Source organism: Anaeromyxobacter diazotrophicus (assembly GCF_013340205.1).
Taxonomy (GTDB): Bacteria; Myxococcota; Myxococcia; order Myxococcales; family Anaeromyxobacteraceae; genus Anaeromyxobacter_A; species Anaeromyxobacter_A diazotrophicus.
In genome coordinates, this window is record NZ_BJTG01000001.1 from 188,774 (window position 1) to 206,177 (window position 17,404).

Genomic DNA, 17,404 nt, shown 5'->3' on the forward strand with positions numbered 1-17,404 from the left:
CACGCCTACCATCCCGCCACGTGATCCCCAGGCGAAACCCGCTGAGACGGATCCACAGTTGCTCCGGGCGCCACGCTCGAGTGCGCCCCCAGGACGACCTCCTCCCCGATGAACGCCCCACCCCCGACACAGGCGTATGGTGCGAGGTAAGAGAATGACGCGACGCGGGCGTCGTGATCGGCCGTGGCGTGGACGTTCAGTACCACGTGCGCGCCCAGCCGCGCCGCTGGCCCCACGAACGCGAACGGCGCGACGATACAACCGGGTTCGAGCTCGGCAGTCGGAGCGACGTAGGCGAGCGGGTGCACCAGGGTGAGGAACTGGCAGCCACGTTCCTCCGCTCGCTTCGCCAGGAGGCGCCGGCTCGCCGGATCACCGACCGCCACGATGAAGAGGGTATTGGCCGACAGGGGCACGTCCTCGAGCCTCGCGACGGGTAGCCCTGTCTCCCATCGGCCGGGAGCGTCATCGATGAATCCAGCCGGCGTGGTGTTCTTCCCGGCCACAGCGAGATCGCGCAGGTATTGCAGGACTTCGCGACCGAAGCCGCCTGCACCGATGATGTGGACCAGCGGCATGAAGGAGCCTTGCCGCCGCTTCAGGCTGCCCGACGATCCGCGTCCGGTCGCTCGACCCGCTCCGCGGCCATAGCGTGCGCCCGCTCCAGCCCGCGTACGACCTGCGCCGCCACGACGAAGACCAGCGCCGCGGCCATGAGTAGTGCGAGCCGCACCGGAGCGGTCGCGAGCGCCATCAAGACCGCGAGCCCCCCCAGGAGCGCGAAGCCCAGGTAGGCGGAGAGCGTAATGGCCCGATGTTCGATGCCCAGCGCCAGTGGCCGCTGATAGTGATGGGAGCGGTGCGGCTCATACCAGCGCTGCCCCTGGATCACGCGGCGGACGAGGGTCACGGTCGCGTCGAGCACGAAGAGCGAGAGCGCCACCGCGACGATGTCGAAGGAGACTGGTTGGCGGTCCGGCAGGAGCGGCACGCAGCCAAAGAAGAAGCCGATCGCCGTCGAGCCGACGTCTCCCATGAAGATGGATGATGGCGGGAAGTTCAGGAACAGGAAACCAAGGCTTGCGCCGGCGACGGCGACCGCGAGCGCCGCCGTCGCCGACGCGCCGCAGAGCCACGCAGCGGCCGCGATGGCGAGGCCGCCTATGAGCCCCTGCCCGCCGGCGAGCCCGTCGATACCGTCCATGAAGTTGTAGAGGTTGGTGAGCCAGACGATCCAGAGCACCGCCAAAGGTGCCAGTACCCACGGGGGCAGGATCGAGCCGAGCAGTGGTCCCGCCGCCTGCGGAAGGGCGGCGAAGCGGAACGCCACGACGGTGCTGGCCGCGGCGAGCTGGACCACGAACCGCCAGCGGGCGGGGACCTGGCGAAGGTCGTCGATGAAGCCGAGACACGCGATGACGCCGGTAGCGGCGAGCGGGCCCATCGCGGCGCTTGGCACGGAACCGGCCGAGACCAGGGCGACGCCCGCGACAAGAAAGGCGCCCATGACTCCCACGCCGCCGAGCCGCGGCTTGGGCGTGGCATGCGCGCTGCGGCCGTTGGGCTCGTCGAGGATCGCGAGCCGGACCGCGATGTTGCGGCAGGCATAGGCCACACTGAACGAGATGGCACCGGCCGTTGCGAAGAGTGCGATCCCCGTGATCATCATGGCGCACTGCGCGTATAACACGCAACCCGAGTGGGACGCTATCCGCCATCCCTCGTCGACCGTTACCGATCATCAGGCCGCCGCGCCGCGTGCTTCAGGCTTTGACGATCCTGGGCCTCGCCCGACCACCCGCGAACAGCGGCTCGACCATGTTGCGGGTATCCAATACGAGCGGAACGTGCTCGAAGAGCGCGGCGTCCTTGAAGAGGTCGTGGGCGGTCGCCACCACGACCGCATCGAAGGCGGCAAACGCCTCCGCGGTCACGGGGAGACTGCGCATCTTGAGGTCATGCCGCCGCGTCTTGCGGGCCTCCGAGAAGTAGGGATCGCAGTACTCGACGTGGGCATCAGCCTCACGGAGCAGCTCGATGATCTCGTACGACGGCGACTCGCGGTCGTCGTCGATGTTTGCCTTGTAGGCCAACCCCAGCACCAGGATCCTTGATCCCTTGAGCGGCTTGCCGTCCTCGTTCAGGGCTCGCTGGAGGCGATGGAGGACATAGCTCGGCATCCTCGTGTTGATCTCGCCGGCCAGCTCGATGAACCGTGCCCAGGATCCGTACTCGGCCGCCTTCCACGACAAGTAGAAGGGGTCGAGCGGGATACAGTGACCGCCCAGCCCTGGGCCTGGATAGAACGGCATGAACCCGAATGGCTTGCTCTTGGCCGCCTCGATGACCTCCCAGACGTCGATGTCCATTCGGTCGAAGAGCATCTTGAGCTCGTTCACGAGCGCGATGTTCACCGACCTGAACACGTTCTCGAGGAGCTTGCTCGACTCCGCCACGCGCGAGCTGGACACGGGGACGACCTTCTCCATGGCTGCGCCGTACAGAAGCGCCGCGCAGTCGGTCGAGGTCGATTCCACCCCGCCCACGACCTTCGGGATGTTCCGCGTCGTGTGATCGCGGCGGCCTGGGTCCTCTCGTTCGGGTGAGAACGCGAGGAGGAAGTCGTTGGGACAGCGCAGACCCGTAGCTTCGAGGAGCGGCTTCACCTCCTCGTCGGTGGTACCGGGGTAGGTGGTCGATTCCAGGACGATGAGCTGGCCACGGCGCAGGCGCTTCGCGATCTCGCGTACAGTCGAGTGGATGTACGAGTTGTCCGGCTCCCGGTGACGCCCGAGCGGCGTCGGGACGCAGATGAGGATGGCGTCACACGTGCCCAGCCGGTCGAAGTCGGTCGTGGCCCGGTAACGGCCGCTCTTCACCGCAGCAGCGACGCGCTCCGGGCCGATGTGCTTGATGAACGACTCGCCGCAGGCGATGGCGTCGACCTTCTTGGGATCGACATCGAACCCAGTGACATCGAAGCCAGCCTCACGGAATACGAGCGCGAGGGGCAGTCCGACGTAGCCCTGACCGATGACGCCGACGTGGGCAGCGCGATTCTCAATCTTTCTACGGAGTTCATTCATGGTGGGCGGAGCGCCAGGACCGAAGCCGAGCGCAAGGTCGGCAGTTTAGGGCGAAAGGCCCACCGAGAAAAGGGATCCCTGGCCCGCGATCCCCCTCGCAGCATGCGCCTCAACGCTTCCCCGCCTCTCGCCGCGAGCGCAGCCAGTCGGCGAGACCTCGCAGCCCCTCGTGCAGGGAGACTTCGGGCCGGAACCCCACCGCTGACGCGAGCTCACCGCCGTCGTAGGCCGCCGGCGCGATCAGGGTCTCGACCTGCTCACGCAGCCGGGCCCGGTGGCCGAGCAACGCGAGGACGGCTTCTGCGGCCAACGCGAGCGCGACAGCCAGCGCGCCGGGGACCGCCGGCGGCAGGCGCCGCCCGAGCGCGGCATACGCCGCGCGGTGGATCTCGCCCAGCGTGGGAGCAACTGGCGGAGCAGCGACGTAGGTCTGCCCGAGCGCTGCCGGATCTGTGGCGCACGCGATGAGGGCGCGCGCGGCATCATCGAACGCGAGACAGGACTTGGGGCAGCCCGAAGGGCCGATCGGCCAGTATCTCCGTGACGCGATCGCCTGCAGCATCTTCTCCATGTTGCCCCGCCCATAAGGGCCATACAGGAGCGGGAACCGCACGATCGCGAATCGAAGCCCGGCCTCGCCCTCGCGGCGAATCGCAGCTTCTGCGGCGAGCTTGCTCTGCCCGTAGGCCGTCCCGGCCCGCCGTCCGCGCGGCTCGGCACCCTCGAGAACCGCGACGGTGCTCGCGAACACGAGGATCGCGCCGGACTGACGGCAAGCCTGCGCCAGGCGAGCGGTGGAACCGGCGTTGAGCTCGAAGACCGCTGCCTCCTCATCGAGGCCGGCGGGCTTGCGGTGGACATAAGCGGCCAGGTGGAAGACGACGTCCTGCCCCTGCACCAGCGGTGCCCAGTCGACGCTGCCGAGCTCCGCGGCCACGACGCGCGCGCCCTCGAGCGTCACTTCCGCACGCCGGCAGGTTCCTGTGATGCGAGCGCCCGCGAGGCGCGCCGCCAGGGCTCTGCCCAATCCACCCGTGATCCCTGTGATGAGGACGTCCATACCGACTCGCGAGGCGAAGAGGAAGTCAGAACAGTGAGGGACGAACCATCACGTCGGCGTCGCAGGCAGTTCAGGCGCGGGCGCCGCGCCTGGCTCGCACCTGAACTGCATCGAGAGCAGAAGCACCAGCGCGTACCCGTTGCTGAACAGAATCCCTATCAGGGGCGCGGCATACAGCGCATACGCGAAGATCATCCAGAGCGCGCGAAGCGCCTCGTCCTGCGACCGCGCAAAGATCCGGAACAGGACCCCGACGAAGAGCGAGAAGACGACCGCCCCCACCCACCCGAAGTTGACGAACGCCTCGGTTAAGAAGACGGAATTGGCAGAGCCGGTCTCGGTCTCGTTCTGTCCCCACTGGGCCGCGAACACGTCCCGTTCGAACTTCACACGCTCCAGCCCGAAGGTCCCCGCGAGCAGGCTGCTCGTCGCTCCCATCAGCAACGTGCTGGAGTACTCCTGCTCGAAGACGCGCAGCGCATCAGCGGCAGTGATGACGGGGATGGCGACCGCTCGCCATCCGAGCATCCCGAGTGGTCCTTCCGGAATGTAGGTGGCGCTGAAGTACTCGTCGCCGCCTCGGTCGCTGTCGCTCGTGCCGATGCCGGACGCGACGGTCACGAGGAGCAGCAGCGCCAGGCCCCCCGCGAGTACGAGGCCGGGCCGGATCAGCGACGCGATGCGCCGCTGGACCGTCAGGTACAGCAGCGGGATCGCGGCGCGCAGGAAGAACGACTTCTCGACGAAGCTGATGCAATAGACGAGGAAGAAGCCGAAGAACAGCCACCGGAAGCGGTGACGGTGGAGCAGCAGGAGGGCGAGCGAGTACGGCACGAGTGCACCCGCGAGCGCCGCGTTGACATAGACGAAGCTTGCCTGCCAGCCTTCGCGCGCTTTCAGGAACTGCTCACGTAGCGTGGAGATGGTCTCCCGATCGGCCCCCTGGAGCGCCGCGACGAACGGGATCCGCTCCGCCGTTACGCAGACCAGGACCACGAACACGAGGAAGCCCCCCCAGACCGCCGCGAGGAAAGGTTCCATCCCGAGGACTCGCTTCTGATCCTCGCTGCGATTCAGCCTATCGAAGAACGGGAGGCGCGTGCCGATCAGCACGCAGGCGGCACCAACGGCGCCGAGCTTCGCGAGCTGCAGGAAGTACTCGTTCTCGAGCCCTGCGAGATAGACCGCGAGTGGCACTACGACATACGCGAGGGCAATCGCCGAGGCGAATATCGCCCCGCTCCACTCCACACGCGTGAGGACCCCGAGAACGCGATCGAGCGGCCCGGGCCGCCAGTGGGAAACGGCGTCGGGCGCCCGCACCTGAGAGACCGTACTCATCCGCGACCGCCGTCCATCACTGCGGCCGGTCCAGCGGGCGCAGCCTCACCCCGCATGACCGCCCGGGCGAACCGCCGATAGTCTTCCGCGAGGACCCGCAAGCTGCCTGGCTCCTCCACCGTGGGGAGATGGGCGTGCGCGCACCCCTCCGCAACACGCGCCAGCGCCTCGGCGACCTCGCCGGCGGAGTTCAGCCGGCACGACCGCCCCGCGAACCGAGCGAGCAGCGTGTCAATGTCCGAGCCCTTGGACACCGAGATCGGCAACACCGGCTTGCCCAATGCGAGATATTCGAAGAACTTCGTCGAGACGATGCCCTTGTTCCCTCCCCGGTGGAAGGCGAAGAACAGGAACGCGTCGGCGTTCTGCTGAATGGCCTTCGCCTGCTCGTGCGGAACGAGTCCCGTAAATACGAAACTATCCCCCGTCCCGCCCTGCCGTGCCACCTCGTGCTCGACCTCGGCGTTCGCGCCGACGAAGACGAGCTGGAGGCTGTCCGCCAGATCCGGCCGCGTCGCGCGGAGCTGCCTCACACCCCCTACCAGCGCGCCGACGTCATAGAACCCCTCGGGTGTACTGCCTGTGTAGACGAGCTTCCTGCGGGCGGGATCGATCCGCGCATCCAGCGCCTTCCAGTCAATCGGGAGGGTCGGCTGGACGTCGAAGTAGTGCGTCGCGACATTGTAGTAGACCTCGAACGGAACCCCGTGCGTCTTGGTCATCTCGTCGGCCAGGTCGACGGACATGGTGCTGACGTGATCGGCCGACCGAAGGACCCACTGTTCGATGCGGCGCTTCAGCCAGGTACTGCCTCGCAGCTCGGGGTGCAGCGCCCACGCATCTCGCATGTCCAGCGCGAGCAGGACTCGCCGCGGATAGAGCCGCTTCAAGGCAGCGCCGACAAGCGCGACGGAGAAGGGCGGTGACGAGGGCATGATCGCAATGCGGGCGCTACCGGAAACCAGCCTCCGCCGCGTCCGCAAGAACAGCCGGGCCACGTTCGGCAGATACATGTCGGCGAGGAGCAGGTGCTTTACCCGGCGCAACAGCGGAACCAGGGCACCTTCCCGAATGCCGGATACGCGCTTCGCACCGTCGAGAACGCGGTGCCGGAAGGTTTCGAACGCAGCGAGACTGTCCAGGCGGGTCTCGCTGACATGGAATGCACCGCGGATGTTGAAGATCACTATACGGGCGCCCGCCTCGAGAAAGATGCGGCACCATCGGACCTGTCGATGTGCTCCGGCGCGTTCGCCCTCGAGCTCCGAGGAGAGGAACCAGACTTCGTCGATGGTGGATGCCTGCTGCTCGCGCGCCTGGGTCATGACTTCACCGAGAACGCGGCCGCCCAGCGACCCACGGAGAGCGCTCGCCAGTAACGGAAGTCGAACGGGCGCCGACCGGCCACCACTTCGTCGAAGCGGTCGAGGAGCACCGGCGAGAGCACGCCCGAGAGCGCCTCGATGCCGGCCGCAATCTCTGCGCGGAAGCGAGCCGAGAGATCGCGCTGCATCCAAAGCGGCTCTGCGGTGACGAACCCCATCTTGTCGCGCCGATCGAGGACCACGTCGGGGACGATGCCCCGCATCGCGCGCCGGAGCACGGCCTTGGTGACACCGCCGCCCAGCTTCTCCGAATCGGCGAGCCGCAGGCTCAGCTCCACCAGCCGGTAGTCGAGAAACGGCACCCGAGCTTCGATCGAGAACGCCATCGAGTTCCGATCCTCCCATCGGAGGAGCATCGGCAGGTGCGTGGCGGTGATTTGCGCCAACGACATTCCTCGCACGGAGTGGGCACGGCCACCGGCGCTACGGATCGGGTCCGAGCGAAATGCGCCTGTGTGGTCACCGTGCAGCCAGGACGTGTCGGCATACGCGCGATTGTCGAAACGACCGACTACTTTGAGCAAACCCGGCGTCAGATACGCCAGCGTGTAGCCGACAGACCGTGGCCATGAGAAGCCGATGACGCGGCGCATGGCGGCTGCCTCGGTGCCCCAGGCTCTCAAGCTCCCCTTCCGCACGAGGCCCGCCAAGTACGCGCCGAAATAACCGCGGTACCCGCAGAGCGCCTCGTCCGCGCCCTGACCGTCGAGCATGACCACCACGCCACTCCTGCGGGCCGCCTCGAAGACGCTCCACTGGGCGAACATCGACGTCGAGCCGAACGGCTCGTCCTGATGCCAGGTGAGCCGGGACAGATCGTCGAACAGCTTGCCCGGCTCAGGCGTCACGAACGCCGCTTCAGAGCGCGCGCGCGCCACGATCGCCTGCGCGTACTTGCTCTCGTCGAACGCGCTGTCCTTGGATGCGGCGGTGAAGGTCCTGAGGCGTTCCCCAGCTCCTGCCCGCGCGAGCAACTCGCTCATGATGCAGACGATGCTGGATGAATCGAGCCCGCCCGAGAGGCATGAGCCGACAGGCACGTCCGATCGCAGCCGCAACCGGACCGACTCGCTCAGGGTGGCACGAACCTCCTCGGCGGCGTCTGTGTCGCTCACGATTGCCGCCGCTTGTCCGACTGTGTACCAGCGCTCCGGCCGAACCGCGCTCCCGTCGACCGCCGCTCCTCCCTCCAACGGACCGCTAACGTTCAGGAGCAGGGAGTGTCCGGCCGGGATCTGGTGGACGCCCTCGAACATCGTCTCGGGCGTGTGGTCGCTGACGGCCCAGACGAGGAAATCGAGCAGCCGCGGCAGGTTCGCCTGAGGACGCCAGTCCTTCAGAGCGGAAAACGCCTTGATCTCGGACGCGAAGGCTAGACGGCCACCCGCGACGCGGTAGTACAGCGGCTTCACCCCGAAGCGGTCGCGCGCAAGGAACAGGGTCCGCTTCGCGAGGTCCAAGATCGCGAGCCCCCACATGCCATTGAAGCGGGACAGGCAGGCGGGGCCCCACTCCGCGTACGCGGCGAGGACCACCTCGCTATCGCCGTCGCTCGTGAAGCGGTGACCTTTCGCCTGCAGCTCGTCACGGAGCTCGAGGTAGTTGTAGACCTCACCGTTGAAGACCATCCAGAACCGATCCTGGTATGCCATCGGTTGGTGGCCGTGCGCCGAGAGGTCGAGGATCGAGAGCCTTCGATGCCCGAGCGCGACACCGCCGGTTCCTAGCGTCGACGCGGGGTCGAGGCGCCTGCGTGGGTTGTGCAGGACGTCGCTGCCGAGCACGGTACTCGGGGTGTCCTCCCCACCGAGCCACGACGTGCCTCGTGGGCCCGCGACGAGAAACCCTTCGTCATCGGGGCCGCGGTGCCTGAGCGCGCGACTCATCGCCGCCAGCTCGCGCGCCGAGACGGGCCCAGCGCCTACGATCCCAAAGATTCCGCACATGTGTGAGCTCGGACTGCGAAGAAGATCAGGTAAAGGTACGCACCGTAAAACGCGATCTCGTGCACCGCATAAAAGCGCAGGTAGTCCCGGAACTCCGCCCTGGCCGCGACCAGCGGCATGATGAGAGCTGCCGAGCAGAAGTAAGCGGCCTGCCAGGCGAGCGTCAAACGGAACCGGCGCAGCGTGAGCAACGCCGTCGAGAGCGGCGAGACACAGGCGCGGACGAAGACCGCGACGCCGAGCAGCAGGACCATCTCACGGCTGATGTTCCACTTCGGACCGAGGATGAGCGACAGCACCGGCTTCCCGACGAACCACAGGATGATGAGCGCCGCGCCCGAGAGCAGCACGAGCACACGCAGGAGCCGCGCGAGAAGGGCGTGCAGTTGTGCAGGATCGTGGGCGAGCTCCGCCGTGTGCTTCAGCAGGATTTGGCCCAGGCTGATGCTGATCAGCATGAGCGGGGCGCCGATGAGGCGTTGCACCTGCGAGTACTCGCCCGCCGACCCGCGCCCATAGTGGGACGCTACCACCCAGATGCAGATGCTGTACCCGACGACATCGAGCACCGCTCCCGGCAGATTCAGCAGCGGGAATTCGCGGTAACGCTGGCTCACCTCCGTCCACCGCGCCTCGTGCGCGCCGCGTCGGCGGAGCACCTGAACGGCGCCGATCAAGCCGGCGGCGAACGAGGCCACGTGAGCCCACAGGAGCCCCAGGCCCGGGAGTGCCGCGAGCAGGCTGAAGCCGCCGCCCTGGGAGACCCGCATGGCTGCGAATGCTCCATACGCGCCCCGTCGTAGCAGCCAAGCGCTCGTCGCCTGATAACATCCGACGATGGCGACGCAAGCCCCCAGCAGCCAGGGATGTCGGAGCAGCACGCCCGCCGGTGTCTCCAGGGCGGGGGTAGCTGCGAGGCCCAGCGTCAACACCACCCCTACGACCCCGAGTGCCCCCGCGACCAGCGTCGAAAGGACGAGCAAGGCGCGCACATCCTCGCTCTTCGAGGACGGCAGTGCGATGTCATAGCGGAGACAGGCGACGGTGAGGCTGATGTTGCTGACGGTCAGCAGCAGCGCGAGGGCACCGAAGTCTGCCGGCGCGTAGCGCCTGGCGAGGTACGGGGTGGCCAAGACCACGAGCCCCTGCCCAAGCCCGGTGCCGAGCGCCACGGACCCCACGCGCCTGAAGATCTTGCTCAGCAATCGCTGACCTCGCGCGCGGGAGGACTGATCCTCGACTCATGGGTTGAGCGCGTGAGACAGATGGCTCGTCGATCTCGACGCCTGTCAACCCGCTGATCCGGCAATCCGTCTCCGTCGCCTGCTCGCAGAGGTCCTGCTTCGTCCGGTGCGGGTCGACTGCAGTTAGGCGGCTCGGGCCCCCAACGTCTCCCCAGACGCGAACACTCGGGCTTTCGAGAATACTTCCGCCCGAGCGGACGCCGCCACGGGCGCCCACACGGCGCAGTCGAACTCGGGGCCGGTGTATGTTGAGGTCGAGGAGGGTGGTTCATGTACCCACGGCTGAGGCGGTTGCTGGTGGGCTGTTTGTTGGTCGGAACTGTGGCTCGCGCCGCCGCCCAGGAAGCGGGTGGGTTCGCGCTCCTCGGTACGTACCATGGGCAAGGTGGTCAGTTTGCCTCCACCGTCGCGCCGGGCCCGACGGAGGGCTCCGAGCGCCTCTACGCGAGCTACTTGTACATGGGCAAGACGCTCGAGGTGACTTCCGTCGATCCGGCGACCGGCGCCTTCAAGACTTACGCAAGCCCAGTCAAGACTGAGTCCGGGGCGCGGTGCATGGTGACGGGGCCAGACCGTAACGTCTACCTGGGCACGATGCCCAACGCGCACCTGCTCAAACTCGATACGCGCACCGATCAGCTCGTCGACCTGGGACGGCCAGCACCTACCGAAGCGTTCATCTGGGACCTCGTGTTCGGCTCCGACGGCAAGCTGTACGCCGCCACGCAACCGAACGCGAAGCTCGCTCGCTTCGACCCCAAGGGTGGTCGCCTCGAGGACCTGGGCCAGATGGACAAGCTGGCGTTGTTCGTGCGGCACCTCGCGGCCAGCGACGACGGGTTCATCTACGGGGGGACGGGGCCGAGCAGGATGAGCGTAGTCGCCTACCATATCGCCACCGGCGAGCACCGTGCCATCCTGCCTCCTGAAGCTCAGATCGGCGGGATCGCGGAGGTCTGGCGGGCAGCAGACGGAAGGGTCTACGCGCTGGCAGGGGATCGATACTTCAGCTTGTCCGGCTTCACGGCGAGATCGATCGACGCCGCGCATGTCGGAGGGCGCGTATGGGCCGGCCGCCTACGTGATGGGCGTTATGCGAGCGTGAAGGGGCATTCGCTCATAGTCAAGGACGAGAAGTCGGGTCGCACCGAGGTGCACCCTTACGCCTACGAGGGCGCGGAGCTGCCGGTCTTCCGCGTGGGCTTCGGCCCAGACGCACGGCTCTACGGCAGCACCGAGCTGCCTGCCCGGCTGCTCCGCCTCGACGAGCCGCGCGGCGTCCTCGAAGAGATCGGCGAACTGGGCTCGGGCGAAGTCTACTCGTTCCTCGCGCACGGCAAACGTTTGCTGATGGCGGCCTACGCGGCCCTCGGGCCATTGATGAGCTATGACGTGACGCGGCCCTTCCAGCATGACGAACCGGGAAGGAACCCTGCGCCGGTCAGCTGGCCCGGCGCGGATGACTCATGGCGCACGTTCGCCGCCACGATAGGCCCCGACGGAAAGGCCTACTTCGGTGGTCTGGCTGGCTACGGGAAGTTGGGCGGCCCGCTCGTGTCATGGGACGTACGGACCGGCGCGGTGCAGGCCTTCCCCGTCATGCGTGACCAGAGCGTCTCGGCCCTGGGCGTATGGAAGGACAAGCTGGTCGTGGGGACCACCATCTACGGCGGCATGGGCAGCACGCCGACGCAGAAGGATGCCCGCATCATTCTGTGGGATCCCGCGAGCCGCGAGGCGGTCTACAACCTCGAACCCATCCCGGGTGCGGTCTCCATCGAGAACCTTGCCGTTGCGTACAATGGCCTGGTCTATGCCATCGCTTCCCGAAAGATGTTCGTGCTCGATCTAAATGCGCGGAGAGTTACCTCGGTGAAGGACCTGCCCTTTCCAGGCGGGACCGTGTACGGGTCGATGGCAGTCGGTTCCGACGGGCGGATCTGGGGGTTCGCCCCGAACGCGCAAGCCGGAATCTTCATGATCGACCCGACCACGGACGAGATCAGGCTGATGGCGCATCCGCCCAAACCGATCACTGCGGGCTTCGCCATCCGCGGCGACCACATCTACTTCGCGAGCGGAGGGGAAGTTTACCGGTATACCGTCCCCTCCGCGGCAACACCCCCGACGCCCAGGCCGCGACGTTAGACCAACTTCCACCCGTGCTTCGAGAAGAGGCGGAACGCCGACCGGATTGTCGTGAGTGTGAGGCGCAAGGAGTTGTGCGAACCGCGCGCCCAGTGGTGGAAGACCTGTGCGCCGGGATAGTAGAGCACCCGATATCCCGAGTTGCCGACCCGGAGCGAGATGTCGGCGTCCTCGAAATACAGGAAGAAGCGGGGATCGAATCCCTCCACCCGATCGAAGGCCGCGCGGCGGAACAGCATGAAGCATCCGCTGGCGTAGGGGACCTCCATCACCTCTTCGTAGCCGCTGTCCCGCATCTCGTAATGATCGAGGCGCCGCCTCAGCAGGAACTGAAGCGGGCCGGGCAGGAAACGGCGGCCGAAGAGCACGAGGAAGGACGGGTAGCGCTTGCACAGGTACTGCGGCTCGCCATCGGGGTGCAAGATGCGCGGAGTCACCATCCCGATCCGCTCGTCCTGGCGCAGGAAGGCGAGCAGCGCCGGCAAGGCTTCAGTCGTGAAGTAGATATCCGGATTCACCACGAGATGGAACTCGCGCCGCGGCAGAGCCTTGACCGCCCGGTTGTGAGATGCGCCGAACCCCGGGTTTGTGGGATCGTGGACGTAGGTCGCGCCGGAGCCTGCGACCACGCCAGCGAGTGCGGCCGTGGGCGAGTTGTCGACGACGGCGATCCCAACACCTGGGCAAGCGTCCTGCAGAGAGCGCAGGACCGTCTCGACCATGTCCGAATCGTTGCGGTAGAGCACGAGGGACGCCGTCAGCGCGCGGCCGTCAGATGTCATCGTCGCAGTCACGGTGTATTTACCAAGCGTTACGGGCGAAGCGGAGGTGCGGCCCGAGTTTGAAATAGCCGGACAGGAAGGCTGCAGCGGGGCTGCTCTCGAACGCTACACGTTGGATGCGTGACGAAGCGTCATACGCAAGCACCGTCAGCGTCGCGATCTGGGTGCTGTCGACGGCTGCCCTCGTCAACTGGGCCGAGTTCAGCAAGCCCACCCCGGCCTGGTCCACGCCAAGCAGGCCGAGCTCAAGATCGAAGTAGACCCAGCGACCCCGGATATCATCGTAGACCTCGACCGCCGCTCGTTGCGCCGCGGCATCGATCGCCAGATCGACGGTCCCGGCGGCCTCGCGGCCCATCTCCACCACTCGCGCCGGGAGTCCCAGGCTATTACAGGCGTGCGCGAAGATGGCTGAGAGACCGCGGTTGTCCAGATGATCGACCGCCGCCACCGCGCGACCATACTGCTCGAACGGAGCGGCTGCGATCATCCCGTCGGTGGGAACCCCGATCGCGGGCGTCACCTGGTCTAGGATTGCAGCCGCGATCGCGCCGGCGCGCGCCGCCGGTGCAGCCGTGGGGTCAACCACCGCGCCCCACGTGGCGTTCGCGAACGCGACGTCGTCCGATGACGGGCTATCCACGATCCAGTCTTCGACGGCGCTCGCGGCCGCCGGCAAGCCACCGTCATCGAAGATGACATAGGCGGCGCTCGTCTGCCCGAACGCTTGGTAGAACTCGGTAGAATAGTACCTGACAGTCACAGCGTATTGGCTCGACGCAGCGCCGGAGGTGCCCACAGCTCGCACTGAGTACACCCGGGCGCGGCCGGCCGGGGAGTGCGGGTCGTCGAAGGAGATGTCGACGACACCGTTCGGGCTGACGCCAACGCCCCCCGCGGCGTTCCCCTCCGAGTCATAGGTTAGCTCGTACTCGAAGCGATCGAGGTCTGGCAATGAGGACACGAGCTGCAGGCGCATACCACATCCGCTCTCGAGAGGACGAACCGAAGCGAGCGCGATGTCGTTCCGCCGAGGGAAGAGCTCGAACTCGTTCGAGCTCATCTCGCGCGCCAAGCGCAGCCCGCTCGCCTTCGTGATGGCGGGGATGCTAGCGCGCGTGAGGAAATGCTTGATGTCCGCGAGGTATCGGCTCTGCCCCAGGGGAATCTCGGTGACCGCTTTCCCCGGCGAATACTCGATGGCCGTGAGCGCCGGGAGCAGGGATGGGTCATTCACTGCGCGCTGCGTCTCGAAGAGGCTCAGCAGCCGGCCCCCCGGCCCTCGAGCACCGAGCTGGTACATGGTTGGATCGATCCAGACCCACCGATTGGCTCCGGCGTCGAACACCTCTGCGCTTGCATGGCCCTCGGCCGTCTCGAGATAATAGCTTGGACCCTTGTACGAGACGTTACCCAGCGCAATCGTGCGGACCGGCAGCCCGAAGCACTTGCAGGCCCAGGTGAAGATCGCGTTGATGTTGACACACCAGACCTGGTCCGCCCCCGACATCGCGCGCCGATACTGCGCGAAGGGCGTCGTGTTCATCGCGTCGGATGGGACTCCGCGATGTGGCTCGAGCTCGTCGATGATGGCCCGGCCCAGCGCCTGCGCGATCTCGGTTGGCGTACCCACACCAGCGACGATGCCTCCCCAGGTCACTTGCGCAAACGCGATGTCACTGGCCGAGGGTTGACCGATGACCCAGTCCTCCACTTGGGTCGGCGACGCCAGGGGTAGCCCACCCTGCGTGAGGGCAATCCGAGCGGGCCCCGACTGCCCGTGCGCCGCGAGCCACGCGGGACTCTGGTATCGCATCGAGAGGCTGGAAGACACCGCCGACCCCACCGGCGCGGCGGGCAGGAGCGTGAGCGTGGCGGTCTGCAGGTCCGGTGAGGTTGGATCGGAGAAGTCGACCGCGAGGGTTGCATCCGAGATGTTGGGCGTGACCGCCGACGCGGCCGACGCGGCAAAGCCGTAGGTCGGCAACCCGCCCGACTCACCTGCGAACCCAATCGTGACACCGGCACCCGACGGCGACGGCGACAGCGACCGCATCGTGAGAGCGCTGCGCTGAGGATAGACCTCCGACTCGTTCGAGAACAACGTGTAGACGTGCCTGCCCGGGACAGCCTCGACAACGTCGACCCCCCACGCTGGGCTGGTGAGGCTCGCGACCTGGTTGTAGACCGTCACCGCATAACTCGCGCCGTTGTCGTCCTCGCCGAGCGGCGGCGTCGTGAGCGTGGAGCTGTTACCACGAGTCCAGAAATAGCTTCCGGGGATGTACGCGCCGTTCCGTGCCCATACGAAGACGAACGGCGGTGTCCCGGTCGCAGTCACGGTGAAGGTTGCAGCTGCCCCCTTCAAGATGGTCGTATCCCCCGTCAGCGACGCAATCCCCGCCGGCGCGTAGAACTGCACGGACGTCTTCGCGATCAACGCACCCGCTACGCTCGCGGTAATGTCCTGCTCCCCGGCAGCGCGCGACGTGATGCTTCCCGTCGAGCGGCCGGCGGCATCCGTGGCAGGCGGCTGCGCGAGCGTCGCACTGCCAGACGTACCGAGGGTGACATTCACGCCAGGCACGGGGTTCCCGTATGGATCTTCGAGCGTGGTGGTGAGCGCGAACGGACTATGTCCGTCAGCGATCACCGCCGTCGGGGCCGCGGCGAGCGTAGAGGTGACCGCGCTCGGGGCTGCCGGTTTGAACGTCACCGCTGCGGAACCTGTCGCGCCGTGCAACACGGACCCGGTGATGGCTGTGCCGTCGGCAAGGCGGGCGGTGATGATCTTTGCTTCCGACCTCGTCGAGGAGAGCGTTGCTGTCACTTGTCCCGCCGCATCGGAAAGCGCCGCCGTTCCGAGAGTATTGGCCGAGCCCGTCGACTGGAACGTCACCGCCTCGCCTGATACCGGGTTTCCATAGAGGTCGCGGATGGTCGCAGTCAGTGCGACGGAACCGCCGGCGACCGCGCTGCTCGGCGAAGCGATCACCTCCGAGTTCGTGGCGTCCGCACCTGCGGCGCTCACCGCGAACGGAGCGCTCGAGACGTCCTGCAGGCCCGCCGAGCGCGCGAGGAGCGTGTAGCCGGCGCCCGCCCTGTCGACCGTCAACTCACCGAAGGACGCGGTGCCGAGGATCACCGCCGTAGAAGCTGTCCCAAGCAGAGTGGCGCCAGCCGATCCTCCCTGAAGCGTCACCGTGACGTAAGTGATCCCGCTGGTGATCAGATTACCAAATGCGTCAGTCGCATGGACGGTCACCGCCGGCGCGAAGCTGCTCCCAGCGGTGCGATCCGACGGCTGCGTCCCGAAGGCGAGCTGGCTCGGTGAACCTGCGACGACCTCGAAGGCAGCAGTCCTGATGCTGGGAAGGCCCGGGGCGCTCGCCTGTATTACATAACCGGGTGCGGCCTCTTGCACGCTCAGGTCGTTGAGCCTGGCGACCCCCTCCACCGCGTTCGTATAGAGAGGCCCGCGCAGAGTTCCGCCGAGCAAGGTCGCCGTGACTGGGGCGCTCGAGTTCGACACGTTGCCGAAACTGTCGCGAATCTCGATCACCAACCCGAAGGCGGCGCCCGCCGTCACGGATCCCGTCGGCGACGAGACGAAGGCCAGCGTGCTCGCTGGGCCCGCCACGACGGTGAAGCGCGTACCGTCCACCTGGAGAGGACCGCTCGTCGCCCTCAGCGCGTAGCCGCCAGCCCTCTGCAATCTCAGCCCGCCGAAGGTCGCGGCGTCGCCGTCCGGCGTCAAGACGGTTTCACCGATGAGCTCCCCACCAGGCGGCCCGCTCGACAGCGAGAGCGTAACCGGAGCCGTCATCTTTGCCACGTTACCGTGCGCGTCAAACGCCGCGACCGCGACGTCGGCGAGAGTGTCCCCTGCCGTTCCAGTGGGGGGTTGCGCTGTGAACGCGAGCGTCTTGGGAGGCCCGGCAATGAAGGCGACGACCGCTTGGCGTGCCAGCGCGATACCGTCGATGCTGACCGAGACGACCTTCACCTCCGCTCTCGTCGAAGCGAGCACGAACATGGCCAAGCCATTCGCCAGGGTGGCCGCCTCCACTGCCGATAGCTGGTTCTCCGAGCCTGTCACAGCGATCTTCACGCGCCGGCCGGAGAGCGCGGCCCCCATGGCGTCACGCGCCACGGCGATAAGCGCCACCTTGTCCTGACCGTCTGCCACCGGTACGCCTGGTCGAAGACGTAGTGTGACGACAGTCGAAGCATCCGCGCTGACAGGCGAAGCGCTCACCTCGCCTCGCCCGCCACACGCGAACTGAGACGCCGCGACCGCGATGACGATGGTCATTCCGAGGCGGCCCACTTCTCACCTGCCCTCGATCAAGGCGAACACTGCTGAGCCAACGGCCCGTTCGCACCCGGGGTGCCTGGGCTCCTGTCGGCGC

The 17,404-nt window shown here is 67.0% G+C and carries 11 protein-coding genes; 1 reads left to right on the forward strand and 10 read right to left on the reverse strand.

What is annotated here, in order from left to right; all coding sequences use genetic code 11:
* Positions 1–5 precede the first annotated feature (5 nt).
* The 8 genes from HWY08_RS00845 to HWY08_RS00880 form a co-directional block, all read right to left on the reverse strand.
* Positions 6–578 carry a PglD-related sugar-binding protein gene (locus tag HWY08_RS00845; protein WP_176062226.1) on the reverse strand — a complete coding sequence of 191 codons (573 nt, stop codon included), beginning with the start codon at positions 576–578 and terminating at the stop codon, positions 6–8.
* Positions 579–598: 20 nt separating this feature from the next.
* Entirely contained in the window at positions 599–1,669 is a 1,071-nt protein-coding gene (locus tag HWY08_RS00850; protein WP_176062227.1) for an MraY family glycosyltransferase, read from the reverse strand.
* 94 nt (positions 1,670–1,763) lie between these two features.
* A complete protein-coding gene (locus HWY08_RS00855; protein WP_176062228.1) occupies positions 1,764–3,086 on the reverse strand; it encodes a nucleotide sugar dehydrogenase in 1,323 nt (440 codons plus the stop codon).
* A gap of 109 nt (positions 3,087–3,195) precedes the next feature.
* Complete coding sequence (locus tag HWY08_RS00860) at positions 3,196–4,146, reverse strand: NAD-dependent epimerase/dehydratase family protein (protein WP_176062229.1); 951 nt, start codon at positions 4,144–4,146, stop codon at positions 3,196–3,198.
* A 48-nt stretch (positions 4,147–4,194) separates the two neighbouring features.
* A complete protein-coding gene (locus HWY08_RS00865) occupies positions 4,195–5,469 on the reverse strand; it encodes a hypothetical protein (protein WP_176062230.1) in 1,275 nt (424 codons plus the stop codon).
* Positions 5,470–5,483: 14 nt separating this feature from the next.
* The gene (locus tag HWY08_RS00870) at positions 5,484–6,812 is read right to left on the reverse strand and encodes a glycosyltransferase family protein (RefSeq protein WP_176062231.1); all 1,329 of its coding nucleotides are present in this window, start codon (positions 6,810–6,812) and stop codon (positions 5,484–5,486) included.
* Positions 6,809–8,818 carry an asparagine synthase (glutamine-hydrolyzing) gene (gene asnB / locus HWY08_RS00875; RefSeq protein WP_176062232.1) on the reverse strand — a complete coding sequence of 670 codons (2,010 nt, stop codon included), beginning with the start codon at positions 8,816–8,818 and terminating at the stop codon, positions 6,809–6,811. The genes HWY08_RS00870 and asnB overlap by 4 nt, the downstream gene beginning before the upstream one ends.
* Positions 8,794–10,023 (reverse strand): lipopolysaccharide biosynthesis protein, encoded by a 1,230-nt coding sequence (locus HWY08_RS00880; RefSeq protein WP_176062233.1) that lies wholly within the window; start codon positions 10,021–10,023, stop codon positions 8,794–8,796. Before HWY08_RS00880 ends, asnB begins: the two co-directional genes overlap by 25 nt.
* A 498-nt stretch (positions 10,024–10,521) precedes the next feature.
* On the opposite strand from HWY08_RS00880, the gene HWY08_RS00885 reads away from it, so the two are divergent.
* On the forward strand, positions 10,522–12,210 hold the full coding sequence (locus HWY08_RS00885; protein WP_176062234.1) for an NHL repeat-containing protein: 1,689 nt from the start codon (positions 10,522–10,524) through the stop codon (positions 12,208–12,210).
* Here HWY08_RS00885 and HWY08_RS00890 read toward each other — a convergent pair.
* On the reverse strand, positions 12,207–13,004 hold the full coding sequence (locus HWY08_RS00890; RefSeq protein ID WP_176062235.1) for a glycosyltransferase family 2 protein: 798 nt from the start codon (positions 13,002–13,004) through the stop codon (positions 12,207–12,209). The genes HWY08_RS00885 and HWY08_RS00890 overlap by 4 nt on opposite strands.
* A gap of 7 nt (positions 13,005–13,011) precedes the next feature.
* Complete coding sequence (locus HWY08_RS00895; protein WP_176062236.1) at positions 13,012–17,307, reverse strand: Ig-like domain-containing protein; 4,296 nt, start codon at positions 17,305–17,307, stop codon at positions 13,012–13,014.
* Positions 17,308–17,404 lie beyond the last annotated feature (97 nt).